This window comes from Mycobacterium sp. (assembly GCF_050701515.1).
In the GTDB taxonomy this organism is placed as follows: Bacteria; Actinomycetota; Actinomycetes; order Mycobacteriales; family Mycobacteriaceae; genus Mycobacterium.
This window is the reverse complement of sequence record NZ_JBOGDB010000073.1, coordinates 22,460-35,714: the sequence shown is the minus strand read 5'-3', so window position 1 is coordinate 35,714 and position 13,255 is coordinate 22,460. Positions and strand designations below refer to the sequence as shown.

Sequence of the window (13,255 nt, the reverse complement as noted above, 5' to 3'; positions counted from 1 at the left end):
CCGTTAACCTCGATTGTCGCGGCGCAGTGGATGCGTCTCGGGAACCTGCACAAAGATGAGGGTTACCCCGTCCGGATCGGTTACCTGCATCTCGTGCAAACCCCAAGGTTCCTGGCGTGCTTCGCGTGCGATGGCGACGCCGCGGTCGGCCAGCTCTTTCTCGGTGGCGTAGACGTCGCGGACCTGCAGCCACAGCGTGCCGCCCGCGCTGGGCGTGCCGTGACCGGCCAGTTCGATCAGTGACTGGCCCGCGTAGAAGACCGTGCCGGCGCCGTAGTCGCGGGCGATGGCGAGGCCGAGCTCGTCGCGATAGAACCGCAGCGAGCGTTGGTAGTCGGCCGGCCGGAAGAGCATCCTGCTGGCCAGGATCTCCATGGTGATGTGTCTATCACGTCAGGTGCCGGATTCGGCCGCGACACGGTAGCCGCGCACGGCCAAAGGCCCGAACACCACGATCAGGCCGAGCACCCAGGCCAGCGCCTGCAGAGTGGGCCACAGGGTGGGCCCGCCTTCGGCAAGCGCCCGCATCGTCTCGATAGCCGGCGACATCGGCTGGGCCCGCACGACGGGTTGCAGCCAGTCGGGGAACACGTCGACGGGCACCATCCCGGTGTTGAAGAACAGCAGCAGAAACGCCACGGCCGAAATGCCCGTAATGATGTTCTTGCCGTTGGCGCGAACCCCCACCGCGACGATGACGGTCGCGAACCCGATCACCATCAAAACCGGGATGAAGACGAAAGCGGTTGCGGCAAGCCAGCCTTGATTAAACCGCAGCCCGAGGGCGACGCCGACAGCGGTGATCGCGACGGCGCCGACAAACGCGCGGGTCGCCTCGGCGAGCAGCCTGCCGGTCAGTGCGCTGGCCCGGTGCACCGGCAGCACCCACAACCGGCTCAGCAGCCCGGATTCGCGTTCGTCGGGGATGGCCACGCCGGTGCCCATCGCGCCGAACAGCGCGCCGGCGACCGCACACATCGGCACCAGGCCGTAGAGGCTGTCGTCGCCGGTGAGGTTGAGAATCGATTCACCGATCACCAGCTTGTAGACGACCAGCAGAAAGGTCGGAAAGATCAGCGACTGGACCAGCACCATCGGTTCGCGGCGCCAGCGGGTGAGCAGCCGCCCGGCCTGCAACCGGCTCTCCGAGGTCCACGAACTGCGCAGCGCGGCATGGGTACTCATCAGCGGCGCCGCCGTTGCATCCGTAAGGCGATCGCGCCGAACACGATCAGCAGACCCGCGCACCACGCCAAGCTGATGAACAGGTTGTCGCGCTCCACGTGCCCGTCGGCCAGGCCACGCAGCGTCTCGGCGATCTGTGACACCGGCTGATTGCGCACGAACGGGCCGAGCCAGCCCGGGAACGCCTCGGCGGGCGCGATCCCGGTGGACAGCATCACCAGCAGCAGCTGCGGAACGAGCAGGGTCTGGCCGGCCGCCTCGGCGCTGCCGGCCACCGAGCCCATCGCGTCTGCGCCCAGCGACAGCGCCAGCGACAACGCCAGCGCGATCCCGACGAACGCGGCGATGGCCGGCGGGCCACCGGTCATCCGGAAGCCGAAGGCGTAACCAACGGCGATCGCGGCCGCCAGCGCGGCGCTGGCCCGGATCAACGACGACAGCATCCGCGCCGTCACTGGAACCAGCGCGGTCATCGGCAGCGTGCGCAGCCGAATGCCCATGCCGCTCAGATGATCTCGCGCCGCCCGGTCGGCGGTCGTCATCGCGGTGAAGATCATCGCCTGCACGACGATGACCGGAAGGATGTACTGCGGGTAGCTGACGCCGCCCGTGTCGATGACCTGGCGCAGCGTGATGTTGAAGCAGACGAAGAACGCGATCGGCCCCACGATCGCGAACAGCAGATCGCCGTCGCGCAGCGTGCCGAGCATCGAGCGGCCGGTCAGCGCGGCCAGCGCGGTCACGCCGGGACGCCCTCGCCGGTCAGCTTGAAGAACACCTCGTCGAGCGAGGGCTTGCGCAGCGAGATGCCGCTGAGCTCGACGCCGAGCGACTCGACCCGGCGGAAGACCTCGCCCAGCGTGATGACGCCGTCGGCTGCGGGGAGGGAAATCGTGCCGGTGGCCCGGTCTATCTCGATGTCGGTCTCCGGTCCGTCGAGCCCCGACAGCGCCGAGGCGATGCGCGACACGTCGGCAAGGTTGACCGGCGTCACCTGGCAGTAGCTTCCGCCGACCTTGCGCTTGAGTTCGTCGGGGCTGCCGTCGGCGATCACCGTGCCCCGGTCGATGACGACGATGTTGTCGGACAGCGCGTCGGCTTCCTCCAGGTACTGCGTGGTGAGCAGCACGGTGATGCCCTGCTGGGTCAGCGAGCCGATCAGTTCCCACACCTCGCGGCGGCTGCGCGGGTCCAGCCCGGTGGTGGGTTCGTCGAGGAACGCGACCTTCGGCGGTACGACGAGTCCGCAGGCGATGTCGACACGGCGCCGCATGCCGCCGGAGTAGGTGGACACCCGCTGGTCACCGGCGTCGGCAAGGCCGAACTGGGTGAGCAGTTCCTCGGCGCGGCCGCGGGCGCGTTTGCGGCGCATGCCGCGCATTCGGCCGAAAAGCACCAGGTTTTCCCGCCCGGTGAGCAGTTCGTCGATCGCGGCGAACTGACCGGTGAGGCCGATGCTGGCGCGCACCCGCTTGGCCTGCTTGACGACGTCGAAGCCGGCCACGCTGGCACTGCCGGACGTCGGCCTGATCAGCGTGGACAGGATGTTGATCGTGGTGGTCTTGCCGGCGCCGTTGGGTCCGAGCACCCCGAGTACGGAGCCGGCCGGAGCCGAGAAGCTCACCCCTCGCAGGGCTTGCTGGGCGCCGAACGACTTGGTGACGGCGTCCAGCTCGATCGCGTTGTCGGCCACACCCGAAGTATGGCATGGCTTACCTAACCCAAGTTGGCTCGGTCAGGGGCCGGGCCCTACCCGCTGCCGCTTCATGATGGCGTTCACCCAGCCCGGGGCAACGGTGTCCAGGGCCTTGGCGGTGACGGCCATCCGCGGCGCGATCCGCACCGGCCGGGTGCGGGCCGCGGTCACCATCCAGTCGGCGGCCTCGCCCGGGGTGAGGGCGGGCAGCCCCTCGTAGGCCTTCGTCGGCGCGATCATCGGGCTGGCGACCAACGGGTAATACAGCGTGGTGGAGTGCACGCCCTTGCCGGACCATTCGGTTTCGATGACCCGGCTGACCGCCGACAGCGCCGCTTTCGACGCGTTGTAGACCGCGAACAGCGGCGACGATTCGCTGAGCACACCCCAGGTGGAGACGTTGATGATGTGGCCGTCGCCGCGTTCGATCATCCCGGGTGCCAGGCCGCGGATCAGCCGCAGCGGCGAGTAGTAGTTGAGGCTCATCGTCCGCTCGACGTCGTGCCAGCGCTCCAGCGACTCGGCCAGCGGGCGGCGGATCGACCGGCCGGCGTTGTTGACGAGGATGTCCACGCCGCCGAGTTCCTTCTCGACTCGGGCCGCCAGGGCGTCGACGGCATCAAGGTCGGCCAGGTCGCAGGCGATGGCCTGCGCGTCGCCGCCGGCGGCGGTGATCCGCTCGGCGAGGTTGTCCAGCAGCTCCTTGCGGCGCGCGACGGCGACGACGGTGGCGCCGCGGCGACCGAACTTCTCGGCGGCCGCCTCGCCGATGCCCGACGATGCGCCGGTGAGCAGGATGCGTTTGCCCTTGAGCTCGACCACCTCGCGGTCGGGCCGGTACAGCAGCAATTGCGGGGCGACCGGCGGTCGCATGCTGGCCAGCACCAGCTCGTCGGCCAGGCGGCGCAGCGGACTTCTACTCACGTGATGAGTTTAGGTCGCCTACTTTTCGATGAGTTGCGCGCCGCCGCAGGGTCGATATCGGTATGAGCACCAACGGCAGGCTCGACCCTCGTTTCAGCGAGGCGACCGAGCCGGTGAGCTGGCGGCAGGTCAGCGACGCCCTGGCCGCCGCCGAACTCTACTGGCTGACCACGGTACGCAAGGACGGCCGCCCGCACATCACCCCGCTGGTCGGGGCGTGGGTGGACGACGGCTTCGTGTTCTGCACCGGCCCCGACGAGCAGAAGGCCCAGAACCTCAACCACTCCACCGCGGTAGCCGTCACGACCGGCGCGAACACGTGGCAGGACGGACTCGACATCGTCGTGGAGGGCAACGCAGAGCGCGTCATTGGCCGCGACGCATTGACCGCGTTAGCCGATGCGATCCGCGAGAAGTACCACGGCGATTGGGATTTCACGCCCGCCGACGACGGTTTCGGTCACACCGATGAATCGGGAGACAGCCACATCGCCTACGTCTACCGGGTGGCACCGGCCAAGGTGATCGCGTTCGCCAAGTCGCCGCACGGCCAGACGACGTTCAAGCCTCAGAAGTAGCGGGGGAACTTACTCCAGTCGGGGTCGCGCTTCTCGATGAACGCGTCGCGGCCCTCGACCGCCTCGTCGGTCATGTACGCCAATCGTGTTGCCTCACCGGCGAATAGCTGTTGTCCGACCAGCCCGTCGTCGGTCAGATTGAACGCGTACTTCAGCATCCGGATGGCCTGCGGCGACTTGCCGTTTATCGCGGTGGCCCGCTCCAGCCCGACCGCCTCCAGATCGGCGTGGTCGACGACCTCGTTCACCGCGCCCATCGCGTGCATCTGCTCGGCGGTGTAGGGCCGGCCGAGGAAGAAGATCTCGCGGGCGAACTTCTGACCCACCTGCTTGGCCAGATACGCGCTGCCGTAACCGCCGTCGAAGCTGCCGACGTCGGCGTCGGTCTGCTTGAAGCGCGCATGCTCGCGGCTGGCCAGCGTCAGGTCGCACACCACGTGCAGGCTGTGACCACCGCCGGCGGCCCAGCCGTTGACCAGGCAGATGACCACCTTCGGCATGAACCGGATCAGCCGCTGAACCTCGAGGATGTGCAGCCGCCCGGCGCGCGCCACGTCGACGGTGTCGGCGGTCTCACCCGACGCGTACTGATAGCCGGTGCGGCCGCGGATGCGTTGGTCGCCGCCGGAACAGAACGCCCAGACGCCGTCGTTGGGGCTCGGCCCGTTGCCGGTGAGCAGCACCACACCGATGTCCGGCGACATGCGGGCGTGATCGACCACGCGGTACAGCTCGTCGACGGAGTGCGGCCGGAACGCGTTGCGTACCTCCGGACGGTCGAACGCCACCCGCACGGTCGGCTGCGGCTTCCCGTCGAGGATGTGGCGGTGATAGGTGATGTCGGTCAGGTCGTCGAAACCGCCGACCGCCCGCCACAGCGAGGGATCAAAAGGGTTCTCGCTCATGCGGATATCGGGTCGAGCCGGAAGACCGGGCAGCGGCCGGCGAGGGCCTCGAACTCGTCGGGATTGGGTCCGGTGACCAGCCCGACGTTCTTCATGAAGCCGACCCCGGTGGGCACTTCGACGGGAAACGCCCGCAGCAGCGGCCGCGCCTCCTCGACGGGAATCTCGACCATGCGCACACGTTCGGTGCGCCGGCCAATGCTTACCGTCGCTTCGCCGGCGGCGCGGGCGTTGGCGGACCAGTCACCGCCGGGCAACCCGCCGACGACGTATCGGTTGCCTTCGACGGTCATCGGTGTGACGGGTGTCGAACGCGGCTTGCCGGTCTTGCGGCCGGGAACGGTCAGCACCACGGGTCCTTTTCCGCCGAAGCCGACACCGAGCTTCTGCGCTCCGATCATGAACTTGTTGACGTATTTCAGCCACCACGGCGGCCGGATGCGCTCGCTGTTGGACATACGGCCGACGCTACGTGATGGTGTCGATGCGGAACACCGGCAGGCGGCCGGCCAGCCCCTCCAACTCGTCGGGTGTGCCGTCCGTCAGAACACCGGCGCGCTTCATCAACTCGACGCCGGTCGGCACCGCCGGCGGGTAGGCCCGCAGCACCGGGCGGGCCTCCGCCGGAGCAAGTTCCACCATCCGGACCCGCTCGGTGCGCCTGCCCCGGGTCAACGTGGCGTCGTCGGCGGCGCGGACGTTGTCGACCCAGTCGGCGCCGGGATAGCCGTTCACCACATAGCGGTTGCCGTCGTGGTGCATCGGCGTGATCGGTGTCGAGCGGGGCTTGCCGGTCTTGCGGCCGGGCACCGTCAGCACCACGGGCGCTTCGTGACGGGATACCGGCAGGCCGAGCCGCAGCTTGACCATAAACACCTTGTTCGCCGGCTTGAGCCAGCCCGGCGGTCGGACGCGCTCCATGTCGGGCATGGCCCGACGCTACTGCTTAACTGCCGCCAGCGCGGCGGGCCTTGCCGGTCAGCACGTCCCGCTCCCGCTCGTTGTCGGCCATCGAGGCGGCGCGGTCGAACTCGGCGGCGGCTTCGTCGTTGCGGCCCAGCCGGGCCAGCAGCTCGCCGCGCACGCTGGGCAGCAGATAGGACGCCTCGAGCCCGGTAAGTCCGTCGACAATCTCCAATGCCACCGCGGGACCGGACGCCATCGCCACCGCGACGGCCCGGTTCAGCTCGACGACCGGAGACGGCGCCACCTGGATCAGCCCGTCGTACAGCGAGACGATGCGGACCCAGTCGGTGTCGGCGGCCGTCGGCACGGCGGCGTGACATTCGGCCAGCGCGGCCTGCAGCGCGTACGGGCCCCAGCCGGTGCCCTTCCTTTCGACGGCGTGGCCCGCGCGTTCCAGGGCGGCGACCCCGCGCTGGATCTGACCGCGGTCCCACTTCGTGCGGTCCTGGTCCTCCAGCAGGATCGGCGCGCCGTCGGCATCGGTGCGGGCCGCGAACCGCGACGACTGGAACTCCATCAACGACACCAACCCGTGCACCTCGGGTTCGTCGGGCACCAGCGCCGCCAGCACCCGGCCCAGCCGCAACGCCTCGCTGCACAGCTCGTCGCGGATCCAGCGCTGCCCGGACGACGCCGAATAGCCCTCGTTGTAGACCAGGTAGATCACCGACAGCACCGCCGACAGCCGCGGCGGATACTCGGCTCGCTCGGGCACCTCGAACGGCACATTGGCCGCCGCCAGCGTCTTCTTGGCCCGGGTGATCCGCGCGGCGATCGTCGCGGTCGACGACAGGAACGCGCGGGCGATCTCCTCGGTGGTGAGGCCGCCGACCACGCGCAGCGTCAGCGCGATCTGTCCTTCGCGGGACAGCACCGGGTGTGTGGATATGAAGATGAGCCGCAGCACGTCGTCGTCGATGCGGTCGGGATCCCATGCCGGGGCGCCGATTTGGGTTTCCAGCTCGCGGGCCATCGTCGCGTACTTGGCGTCTTGGCGGTCCTGTCGGCGCCAATAGTCGATCGCCTTGCGCTTGGCGACGGTCGTCAGCCAGGCGCCCGCGTTGCGCGGCACACCGGTCTCCGGCCAGTGCGTCAGCGCGTCGACGAGCGCGTCGGACGCCAGGTCTTCGGCCAGCCCGACATCGCCGACCACCCGGGTCAGCGTCGCGACGATCTTGGCGGCCTCCATCCGCCACACCGCATCGACGGTCTGGCGCAGATCGGCGGGCACGGTCACCCATTCTGCCCAGCTGGGCCCACGCGTCAGCCGGGGAACGCAAACACACCCATGACACGCCGTCGGGAAGGCGACTTCGCGTTCCCCAGCTTGCGCGGGGGCCCAGCTCGCGGTGAAAAGTCAGCCCACCGCGCGGCCGGCACCCTCCCAGAACTGCGCGCGCACGGCCTTCTTGTCGGGCTTGCCCAGCGCGGTCACCGGTACCGAGTCGACGATGACGACGTGCTTGGGTGACTGCACCGAACCCTTGCGCTCCTTGACGGCGGCCTGAATCTGCGACGTCACCTTCGCGACAGCCTCGTCGTCACTCGGCACGTCGGGCCGCAGCACGATGACCGCGGTCACCGCCTCACCCCATTTCTCGTCAGGGGTGCCGATCACGCACACCTGCGCGACCGAAGGATGTTCGGCGACAACGTCTTCCACTTCGCGCGGGAACACATTGAACCCGCCGGTGACGATCATGTCCTTGGTCCGGTCCACGATGTACCAGAAGCCATCCTCGTCCTCACGGGCCAGATCGCCGGTGTGCATCCAGCCGTCGCGGAACAGCTCTGCGGTCGCATCCGGCAGGTTCCAGTAGCCGCCGCACAGCAGCGGGCCGCTGACGCAGATCTCGCCGACCTCGCCCTGTGGAACGGGATTGCCGTCCTCGCCGAGCAGCGCGGTGCGGGCGAACAGCGTCGGCCGGCCGCACGACGTCAGCCGCTTCTCGTCATGGTCGCCCTTGGCGAGATAGGTGATCACCATCGGCGCTTCGGACTGCCCGTAGTACTGGGCGAAGATCGGCCCGAACCGGTCGATCGCCTCCCGCAGCCGCACCGGGTTCATCGCGGAGGCGCCGTAGTAGACCGTCTCCAGCGACGACAGGTCCCGGGTGTGCGAGTCCGGGTGATCCATCAGCGCATAGATCATCGACGGCACCAGCATCGTCGCCGTAATCCGTTGCTCCTCAATGGTCTTGAGCACCTCGGCCGGATCGAACTTGGACAGCACGATCATCTCGCCACCCTTGACGATGGTCGGCACGAAGAACGCCGCGCCGGCGTGCGACAAAGGTGTGCACATCAGGAACCGCGGACGCTCCGGCCACTCCCACTCGGCGAGCTGGGTCGTCGTCATCGTGGTGATCGACTGCACGGTTCCGATCACGCCCTTGGGCTTGCCCGTGGTCCCACCGGTGTAGGTCAGTCCTCCGATGTGGTCGGGCGGCAGATCCGCGGCCACCAGCGGCTGTGGCGAGTACTTCGCGGCCTCGGCGGTCAGATCCGTCGCCACGTCGGCCAGCTGCTCGGGCACCGGCCCGATGGTCAGGATCTGCTCGAGCGAGGGCACCTTCTCGAGCAGGCCGAGCGCCCGTTCGACGAACATCGGGTTCGGGTCGATGATCAGCGAGGTGATCCCGGCGTGAGACAGCACGTAGGCGTGGTCGTCCAGCGAGCCGAGAGGGTGTAGCGCGGTGCGCCGGTACCCCTGGGTCTGCCCGGCGCCGATGATCATCAGCACCTCGGGCCGGTTGAGCGAGAGCAGGCCGACGGCGCTGCCGGTTCCGGCGCCGACCGCCTCGAACGCCTGGATGTACTGGCTGATGCGGTCGGCGAGCTGTCCGCCGGTCAGCGTGGTGTCGCCGAGGAACAGCACCGGCTTGTCCTTGTTGCGCTTGAGCGCCCCGACCGTGAGGTGCCCGGAGTGCAGGGGATGGCGCAGCAGCTCGTCCGTCATGGTCCTAAGACTAGAACGTGTTACAGAACGCGTAGAAAGAGTCCCCGGGATCCGCGTTCGCGGACACCCGGGGACCCGCTATCAGCGGTTCGCGGCCTTCCTGGCCTCGGCTGCGATCTTCTCGGCGAGATCGGCCTTCCACTGGATTTCCTTCCGGACCCACTCGTTGTCCTGCGGGAACTCCTCGGTCTCCGAGACGCGGCGCACCTCGAGCTTGACGCCGGCCCCCAGCGGGCATTTCTGCGCCCACCGCTTGGCCTCTTCCTTCGACGACACGTCGAGGATCCAAAACCCGTTGAACAGCTCCTTGGCCTCGGTGTACGGGCCGTCGGTGACCACGGGCGGATCGGAGTTGAAGTCGACGACGAAGCCCTCTTCGGGTCCGGTCAGGCCCTCGCCGGCCAGCAGCACGCCGGCCTTGATGAGCTCCTCGTTGTAGCGGCCCATCGACGCGATGACCTCGTTGAAGTCGATGTTCTCGTAGGCCGCCTCGGCCTCGGGGGTCGACCGCATGATCAGCATGTAGCGCGACATTGTGGTGTCTCCTTCTATGTTGTGGAAGGGGCACGTCCATCGTGCCCTCGTTGACACGTCGAACGGCAACCCCCCGAAATCGACACGGACTGCGAAAAACTTCGAGAAGAATTTCTGCGACCATGAATCGGTGCCGTCTCAGCCGCCTGACCTGGCCGATCTGTTGGATCGCCTGCACGTCGTCGCCCTGCCGATGCGGATGCGGTTCCGCGGCATCATGACCCGCGAGGTCGCGCTGATCGAAGGCCCGGCCGGCTGGGGTGAGTTCGGCGCCTTCCTCGAATACGAGCCGCCCGAAGCCGCCGCATGGCTGGCAGCGGCGATCGAGGCGGCGTACGAAACGCCGCCCATCACCCACCGCGAGCGCATCGCGATCAACGCGACCGTGCCGGCGGTACCGGCCCTGGACGCCCCCGAGGTGCTGGCCCGCTTTCCGGGCGTACGCACCGCCAAGGTCAAGGTCGCGGAGCCGGGGCAGACGCTGGCCGAGGACATCGACCGCGTCGAAGTGGTCCGCGCGCTGGTCCCGACCGTGAGGGTCGACGCGAACGGCGGCTGGACGGTCGACGAAGCGGTGGTCGCGGCCAAGGCGCTCGGCCGGCTCGAGTACATCGAGCAGCCATGCAAGTCGGTCGAGGAGCTGGCCGAGGTGCGGCGCCGGGTCGACGTCCCGATCGCGGCGGACGAGAGCATCCGGAAGGCCGACGATCCGCTGCGCGTGGTGGGTGCGGGCGCCGCCGACGTCGCGGTGCTCAAGGTTGCTCCCCTCGGCGGCGTGTCGGCGCTGCTGGCGATCGCCGAGCAGATCGACATCCCGGTCGTCATCTCCAGCGCGCTGGACTCGGCGGTCGGCATCGCGACCGGCCTCCATGCGGCGGCGGCGTTGCCGAAGCTCGACCACGCGTGCGGCCTCGGCACCGGCGGGCTGTTCATCGATGACGTCATCGAGCCCGTGACCCCGGTCGATGGATGTCTGCCGGTGCGGTCGGTGACTCCCGACCCGGCTCGGCTCGAGGCGCTGGCCGCGCCGCCCGACCGTCGGCAGTGGTGGATCGACCGCGTCAAGGCCTGCTACACGTCAGGCCGCACAGATCTCTGGGCCGAATAGCAGGAGTGGCCACAGCGCGGTCGTTGTACCAAATGCCACCAGATCCGACCCCGCCGGAAGCCGGGTCTCCAATCGGCTTTCGACCCGCGCGACGTCGTCGGCGTTGAGGAACGTCCACACGATGCCGGCGAGTAGGTAGGGAATCGCCAGCCACATCGCGGCTTCGATCATCGACGCGATGCTTGCTTTGCGGCTAAGCACGCGCCGCAGGCGAGTCAGCACCGCCGTCACACCAAGCTGCTGTGCGCACGGACCCGCCTCCGCACGTCGGCCAGGACAACGTAACTGCCGCCCTGGCGGATGAACACCGGCAGGAACCGGTTGACGAAAGCCACCAGAAGGAACAGCCATTCAAAGCGGTGCTGCTTGCCGTTGCTCCACCGCACACCCAACGCTTCCCGAAAAACCGGGGCGAGGTAGCCGATAGTGAGGAACTTCAGGAGCGGCCTAAGCGGCAGCCCCAGCACCGGATTGATCATTCGCAGGTTGATCAGGTCGAACAGGTAGTCGCGGACGGGATCGTCGATGACGACGCGCTGGCAGGCCGCATCCCAGTACGCGTCGAACTCGACACGGGTGGCCGGCCACTGGTCGTCGGTCACCTGCAGGGTGGTTCCCAACGGCCAGGCGGAGCGGTAGAACTGCTCGGCCTGCTCGGCCGTCATCTCGCCACGGAGCAATTTGTAGCTGTCTTCCAGGCCGACGAAAAGGCATGCCGCCACCCACATCTGCAGCTCTCGGTCGAACGCGTTGTATGGCACCGGGCTTTGGGGAGTTGAAATCACGTGGCGGTGTGCGCCATCGACTGCCTCTCGGAAAGCGGCGCGGTCCTGCTCCGATCCGAATACCGCCACCGCCAGGTACTGAGACGTCGTCCGGAGCCGCTTCCAGGGGTGCTTGAGGATACTTCCGGAATCGACCTTGCTTTCCGCCACGCCGTAACCGACCTCGGGTCGTGCCAACTGCATGACCACATTGGCCGCGGCCGCGGCGAACGACCAGAAGTCCATCGCGTCTTTGACCGTGACCTCCTCGTCAGGGTCCCAGCGAGCGGTGCGTCGTTTCACCGAGATTCGGGTGTCGGTCATGTCATGCATACGTCGGACAGCAACAGCACCGGCCAGCTCACGGTGGATCCGAGGAACGACACCGCGCGGTCAACGCCGGCCATTCCGCTGAGGTGCTCGGTATGGGTGGCCGACCAGATCACGCCAACCGCCAGGTAGGGGATCGCGAGCAGGATGGCCGTCCCGATCCACTCGGCGATCGTCATCTCGAAGTCCAGGATCTTGCGCAGTGCGGCGAGCACGGAACTTATGTTAATGATCATTCCGCCCTGGGCAGGGCATTTGATCGGATTCGAACGTTGTGTCCTAATTTGTGGGGTCCGTGGCATAGACGACACAGCTTTGGTGGCCAACACTGGATCCGTGCGATCGGTGGTCATCGTGGGCTTTCCCGGGGTCCAGGCGCTGGACCTGGTCGGGCCGTTCGAGGTATTCACCGGCGCAACGCTGAACCTGGCCGCGCAGGGCCACTACGAGGACGGCTACCTCGTCACGGTCGCGTCCATCGACGGCGAGCCGGCCACCACCGGCACCGGCCTGGCGCTGGTCGCGCAACCGCTGCCCGACCCGCGCGGGCCCATCGACACGGTGGTGCTGCCCGGCGGCGTCGGCGTCGACGACGCGCGCCGCAACCCCGACGTCATCGCCTGGATTCAGATCGTCGCCGGGACCGCCCGCCGCGTCGTCAGCGTGTGCACCGGTGCATTTCTGGCCGCCGAGGCGGGGCTGCTGGACGGCTGCAAGGCGACCACCCACTGGGCGTTCGCGGGTCGGCTGGCCCGTGAATTCCCCGCTATCGCAGTCGATCCCGAGCCCATCTACGTGCATAGTTCGCCGTCGGTGTGGACCGCGGCCGGCGTCACTGCCGGGATCGACCTTGCGCTGTCGCTGGTGGAGGACGACCACGGCACCGACGTCGCACAGACGGTGGCCCGCTGGCTGGTGCTGTACCTGCGGCGGCCGGGCGGGCAGACGCAGTTTGCCGCCCCGGTGTGGATGCCGCGGGCCAAGCGCGCGCCGATCCGCGACGTACAGGAGTCCATCGAGTCCGAACCCGGCGGCGCGCACAGCATCACCGCACTCGCCCAGCGCGCCGCGATGAGCCCCCGGCATTTCACCCGGGTGTTCACCGACGAAGTCGGCGAAGCGCCCGGCGCCTACGTCGAGCGTATCCGCACCGAGGCCGCCCGCCGACAGCTGGAGGAGACCGACGACACCGTCATGGCGATTGCCTCACGGTGTGGTTTCGGCACCGCAGAAACCATGCGCCGCAACTTCGTTCGGCGGATGGGCGTATCGCCCGATCAGTACCGCAAGACGTTCGCCTAACACA

Annotated in this window: 17 protein-coding genes; 3 read left to right on the top strand and 14 right to left on the bottom strand. The window is 68.2% G+C overall.

What is annotated here, in order from left to right; all coding sequences use genetic code 11:
* Nucleotides 1–3: 3 nt before the first annotated feature.
* From ACRDU5_RS06300 to ACRDU5_RS06280, 5 genes are read right to left on the bottom strand one after another with little or no spacing between them, the layout of a single operon-like run.
* Nucleotides 4–375, bottom strand: a complete 372-nt coding sequence (locus ACRDU5_RS06300) for a VOC family protein (RefSeq protein ID WP_526613627.1) — start codon at nt 373–375, stop codon at nt 4–6.
* A gap of 18 nt (nt 376–393) precedes the next feature.
* Nucleotides 394–1,185: an ABC transporter permease gene (locus ACRDU5_RS06295; RefSeq protein WP_526613626.1), complete on the bottom strand. Its 792-nt coding sequence runs from the start codon at nt 1,183–1,185 to the stop codon at nt 394–396.
* Nucleotides 1,185–1,928 carry an ABC transporter permease gene (locus ACRDU5_RS06290; RefSeq protein ID WP_526613625.1) on the bottom strand — a complete coding sequence of 248 codons (744 nt, stop codon included), beginning with the start codon at nt 1,926–1,928 and terminating at the stop codon, nt 1,185–1,187. The genes ACRDU5_RS06295 and ACRDU5_RS06290 overlap by 1 nt, the downstream gene beginning before the upstream one ends.
* Nucleotides 1,925–2,878, bottom strand: a complete 954-nt coding sequence (locus ACRDU5_RS06285) for an efflux ABC transporter ATPase subunit, DrrA-related (protein WP_526613624.1) — start codon at nt 2,876–2,878, stop codon at nt 1,925–1,927. The genes ACRDU5_RS06290 and ACRDU5_RS06285 overlap by 4 nt, the downstream gene beginning before the upstream one ends.
* Nucleotides 2,879–2,920: 42 nt before the next feature.
* Nucleotides 2,921–3,805: an SDR family oxidoreductase gene (locus ACRDU5_RS06280; RefSeq protein WP_526613623.1), complete on the bottom strand. Its 885-nt coding sequence runs from the start codon at nt 3,803–3,805 to the stop codon at nt 2,921–2,923.
* Between the two features lie 62 nt (nt 3,806–3,867).
* On the opposite strand from ACRDU5_RS06280, the gene ACRDU5_RS06275 reads away from it, so the two are divergent.
* Nucleotides 3,868–4,383, top strand: a complete 516-nt coding sequence (locus ACRDU5_RS06275) for a pyridoxamine 5'-phosphate oxidase family protein (RefSeq protein WP_526613622.1) — start codon at nt 3,868–3,870, stop codon at nt 4,381–4,383.
* Here ACRDU5_RS06275 and ACRDU5_RS06270 read toward each other — a convergent pair.
* The 6 genes from ACRDU5_RS06270 to ACRDU5_RS06245 all read right to left on the bottom strand — a co-directional run bounded on the left by ACRDU5_RS06270 (nt 4,374) and on the right by ACRDU5_RS06245 (nt 9,747).
* Entirely contained in the window at nt 4,374–5,288 is a 915-nt protein-coding gene (locus ACRDU5_RS06270) for a 1,4-dihydroxy-2-naphthoyl-CoA synthase (RefSeq protein WP_526613621.1), read from the bottom strand. The genes ACRDU5_RS06275 and ACRDU5_RS06270 overlap by 10 nt on opposite strands.
* A complete protein-coding gene (locus ACRDU5_RS06265) occupies nt 5,285–5,746 on the bottom strand; it encodes a nitroreductase family deazaflavin-dependent oxidoreductase (RefSeq protein ID WP_526613620.1) in 462 nt (153 codons plus the stop codon). The genes ACRDU5_RS06270 and ACRDU5_RS06265 overlap by 4 nt, the downstream gene beginning before the upstream one ends.
* Nucleotides 5,747–5,756: 10 nt before the next feature.
* A complete protein-coding gene (locus ACRDU5_RS06260) occupies nt 5,757–6,218 on the bottom strand; it encodes a nitroreductase family deazaflavin-dependent oxidoreductase (protein WP_526613619.1) in 462 nt (153 codons plus the stop codon).
* Nucleotides 6,219–6,234: 16 nt separating this feature from the next.
* Nucleotides 6,235–7,443, bottom strand: a complete 1,209-nt coding sequence (locus ACRDU5_RS06255) for an RNA polymerase sigma factor (protein ID WP_526613669.1) — start codon at nt 7,441–7,443, stop codon at nt 6,235–6,237.
* 168 nt (nt 7,444–7,611) lie between these two features.
* Nucleotides 7,612–9,213 carry a fatty-acid--CoA ligase FadD8 gene (fadD8, locus tag ACRDU5_RS06250; RefSeq protein ID WP_526613618.1) on the bottom strand — a complete coding sequence of 534 codons (1,602 nt, stop codon included), beginning with the start codon at nt 9,211–9,213 and terminating at the stop codon, nt 7,612–7,614.
* A gap of 81 nt (nt 9,214–9,294) precedes the next feature.
* Nucleotides 9,295–9,747, bottom strand: a complete 453-nt coding sequence (locus ACRDU5_RS06245) for a YciI family protein (protein ID WP_526613617.1) — start codon at nt 9,745–9,747, stop codon at nt 9,295–9,297.
* Nucleotides 9,748–9,877: 130 nt separating this feature from the next.
* Here ACRDU5_RS06245 and ACRDU5_RS06240 point away from each other — a divergent pair, with 130 nt between their 5' ends.
* Nucleotides 9,878–10,855 (top strand): o-succinylbenzoate synthase, encoded by a 978-nt coding sequence (locus ACRDU5_RS06240; RefSeq protein ID WP_526613616.1) that lies wholly within the window; start codon nt 9,878–9,880, stop codon nt 10,853–10,855.
* Here the strand turns inward: ACRDU5_RS06240 and ACRDU5_RS06235 are convergent.
* The 3 genes from ACRDU5_RS06235 to ACRDU5_RS06225 are packed head-to-tail and all read right to left on the bottom strand — an operon-like array spanning nt 10,826 to nt 12,164.
* Entirely contained in the window at nt 10,826–11,026 is a 201-nt protein-coding gene (locus ACRDU5_RS06235; protein WP_526613615.1) for a hypothetical protein, read from the bottom strand. The genes ACRDU5_RS06240 and ACRDU5_RS06235 overlap by 30 nt on opposite strands.
* 56 nt (nt 11,027–11,082) lie before the next feature.
* On the bottom strand, nt 11,083–11,943 hold the full coding sequence (locus ACRDU5_RS06230) for an oxygenase MpaB family protein (RefSeq protein ID WP_526613614.1): 861 nt from the start codon (nt 11,941–11,943) through the stop codon (nt 11,083–11,085).
* Nucleotides 11,940–12,164 carry a hypothetical protein gene (locus ACRDU5_RS06225; protein ID WP_526613613.1) on the bottom strand — a complete coding sequence of 75 codons (225 nt, stop codon included), beginning with the start codon at nt 12,162–12,164 and terminating at the stop codon, nt 11,940–11,942. Before ACRDU5_RS06225 ends, ACRDU5_RS06230 begins: the two co-directional genes overlap by 4 nt.
* Before the next feature lie 130 nt (nt 12,165–12,294).
* Here ACRDU5_RS06225 and ACRDU5_RS06220 point away from each other — a divergent pair, with 130 nt between their 5' ends.
* The gene (locus tag ACRDU5_RS06220) at nt 12,295–13,251 is read left to right on the top strand and encodes a GlxA family transcriptional regulator (protein ID WP_526613668.1); all 957 of its coding nucleotides are present in this window, start codon (nt 12,295–12,297) and stop codon (nt 13,249–13,251) included.
* Nucleotides 13,252–13,255 lie beyond the last annotated feature (4 nt).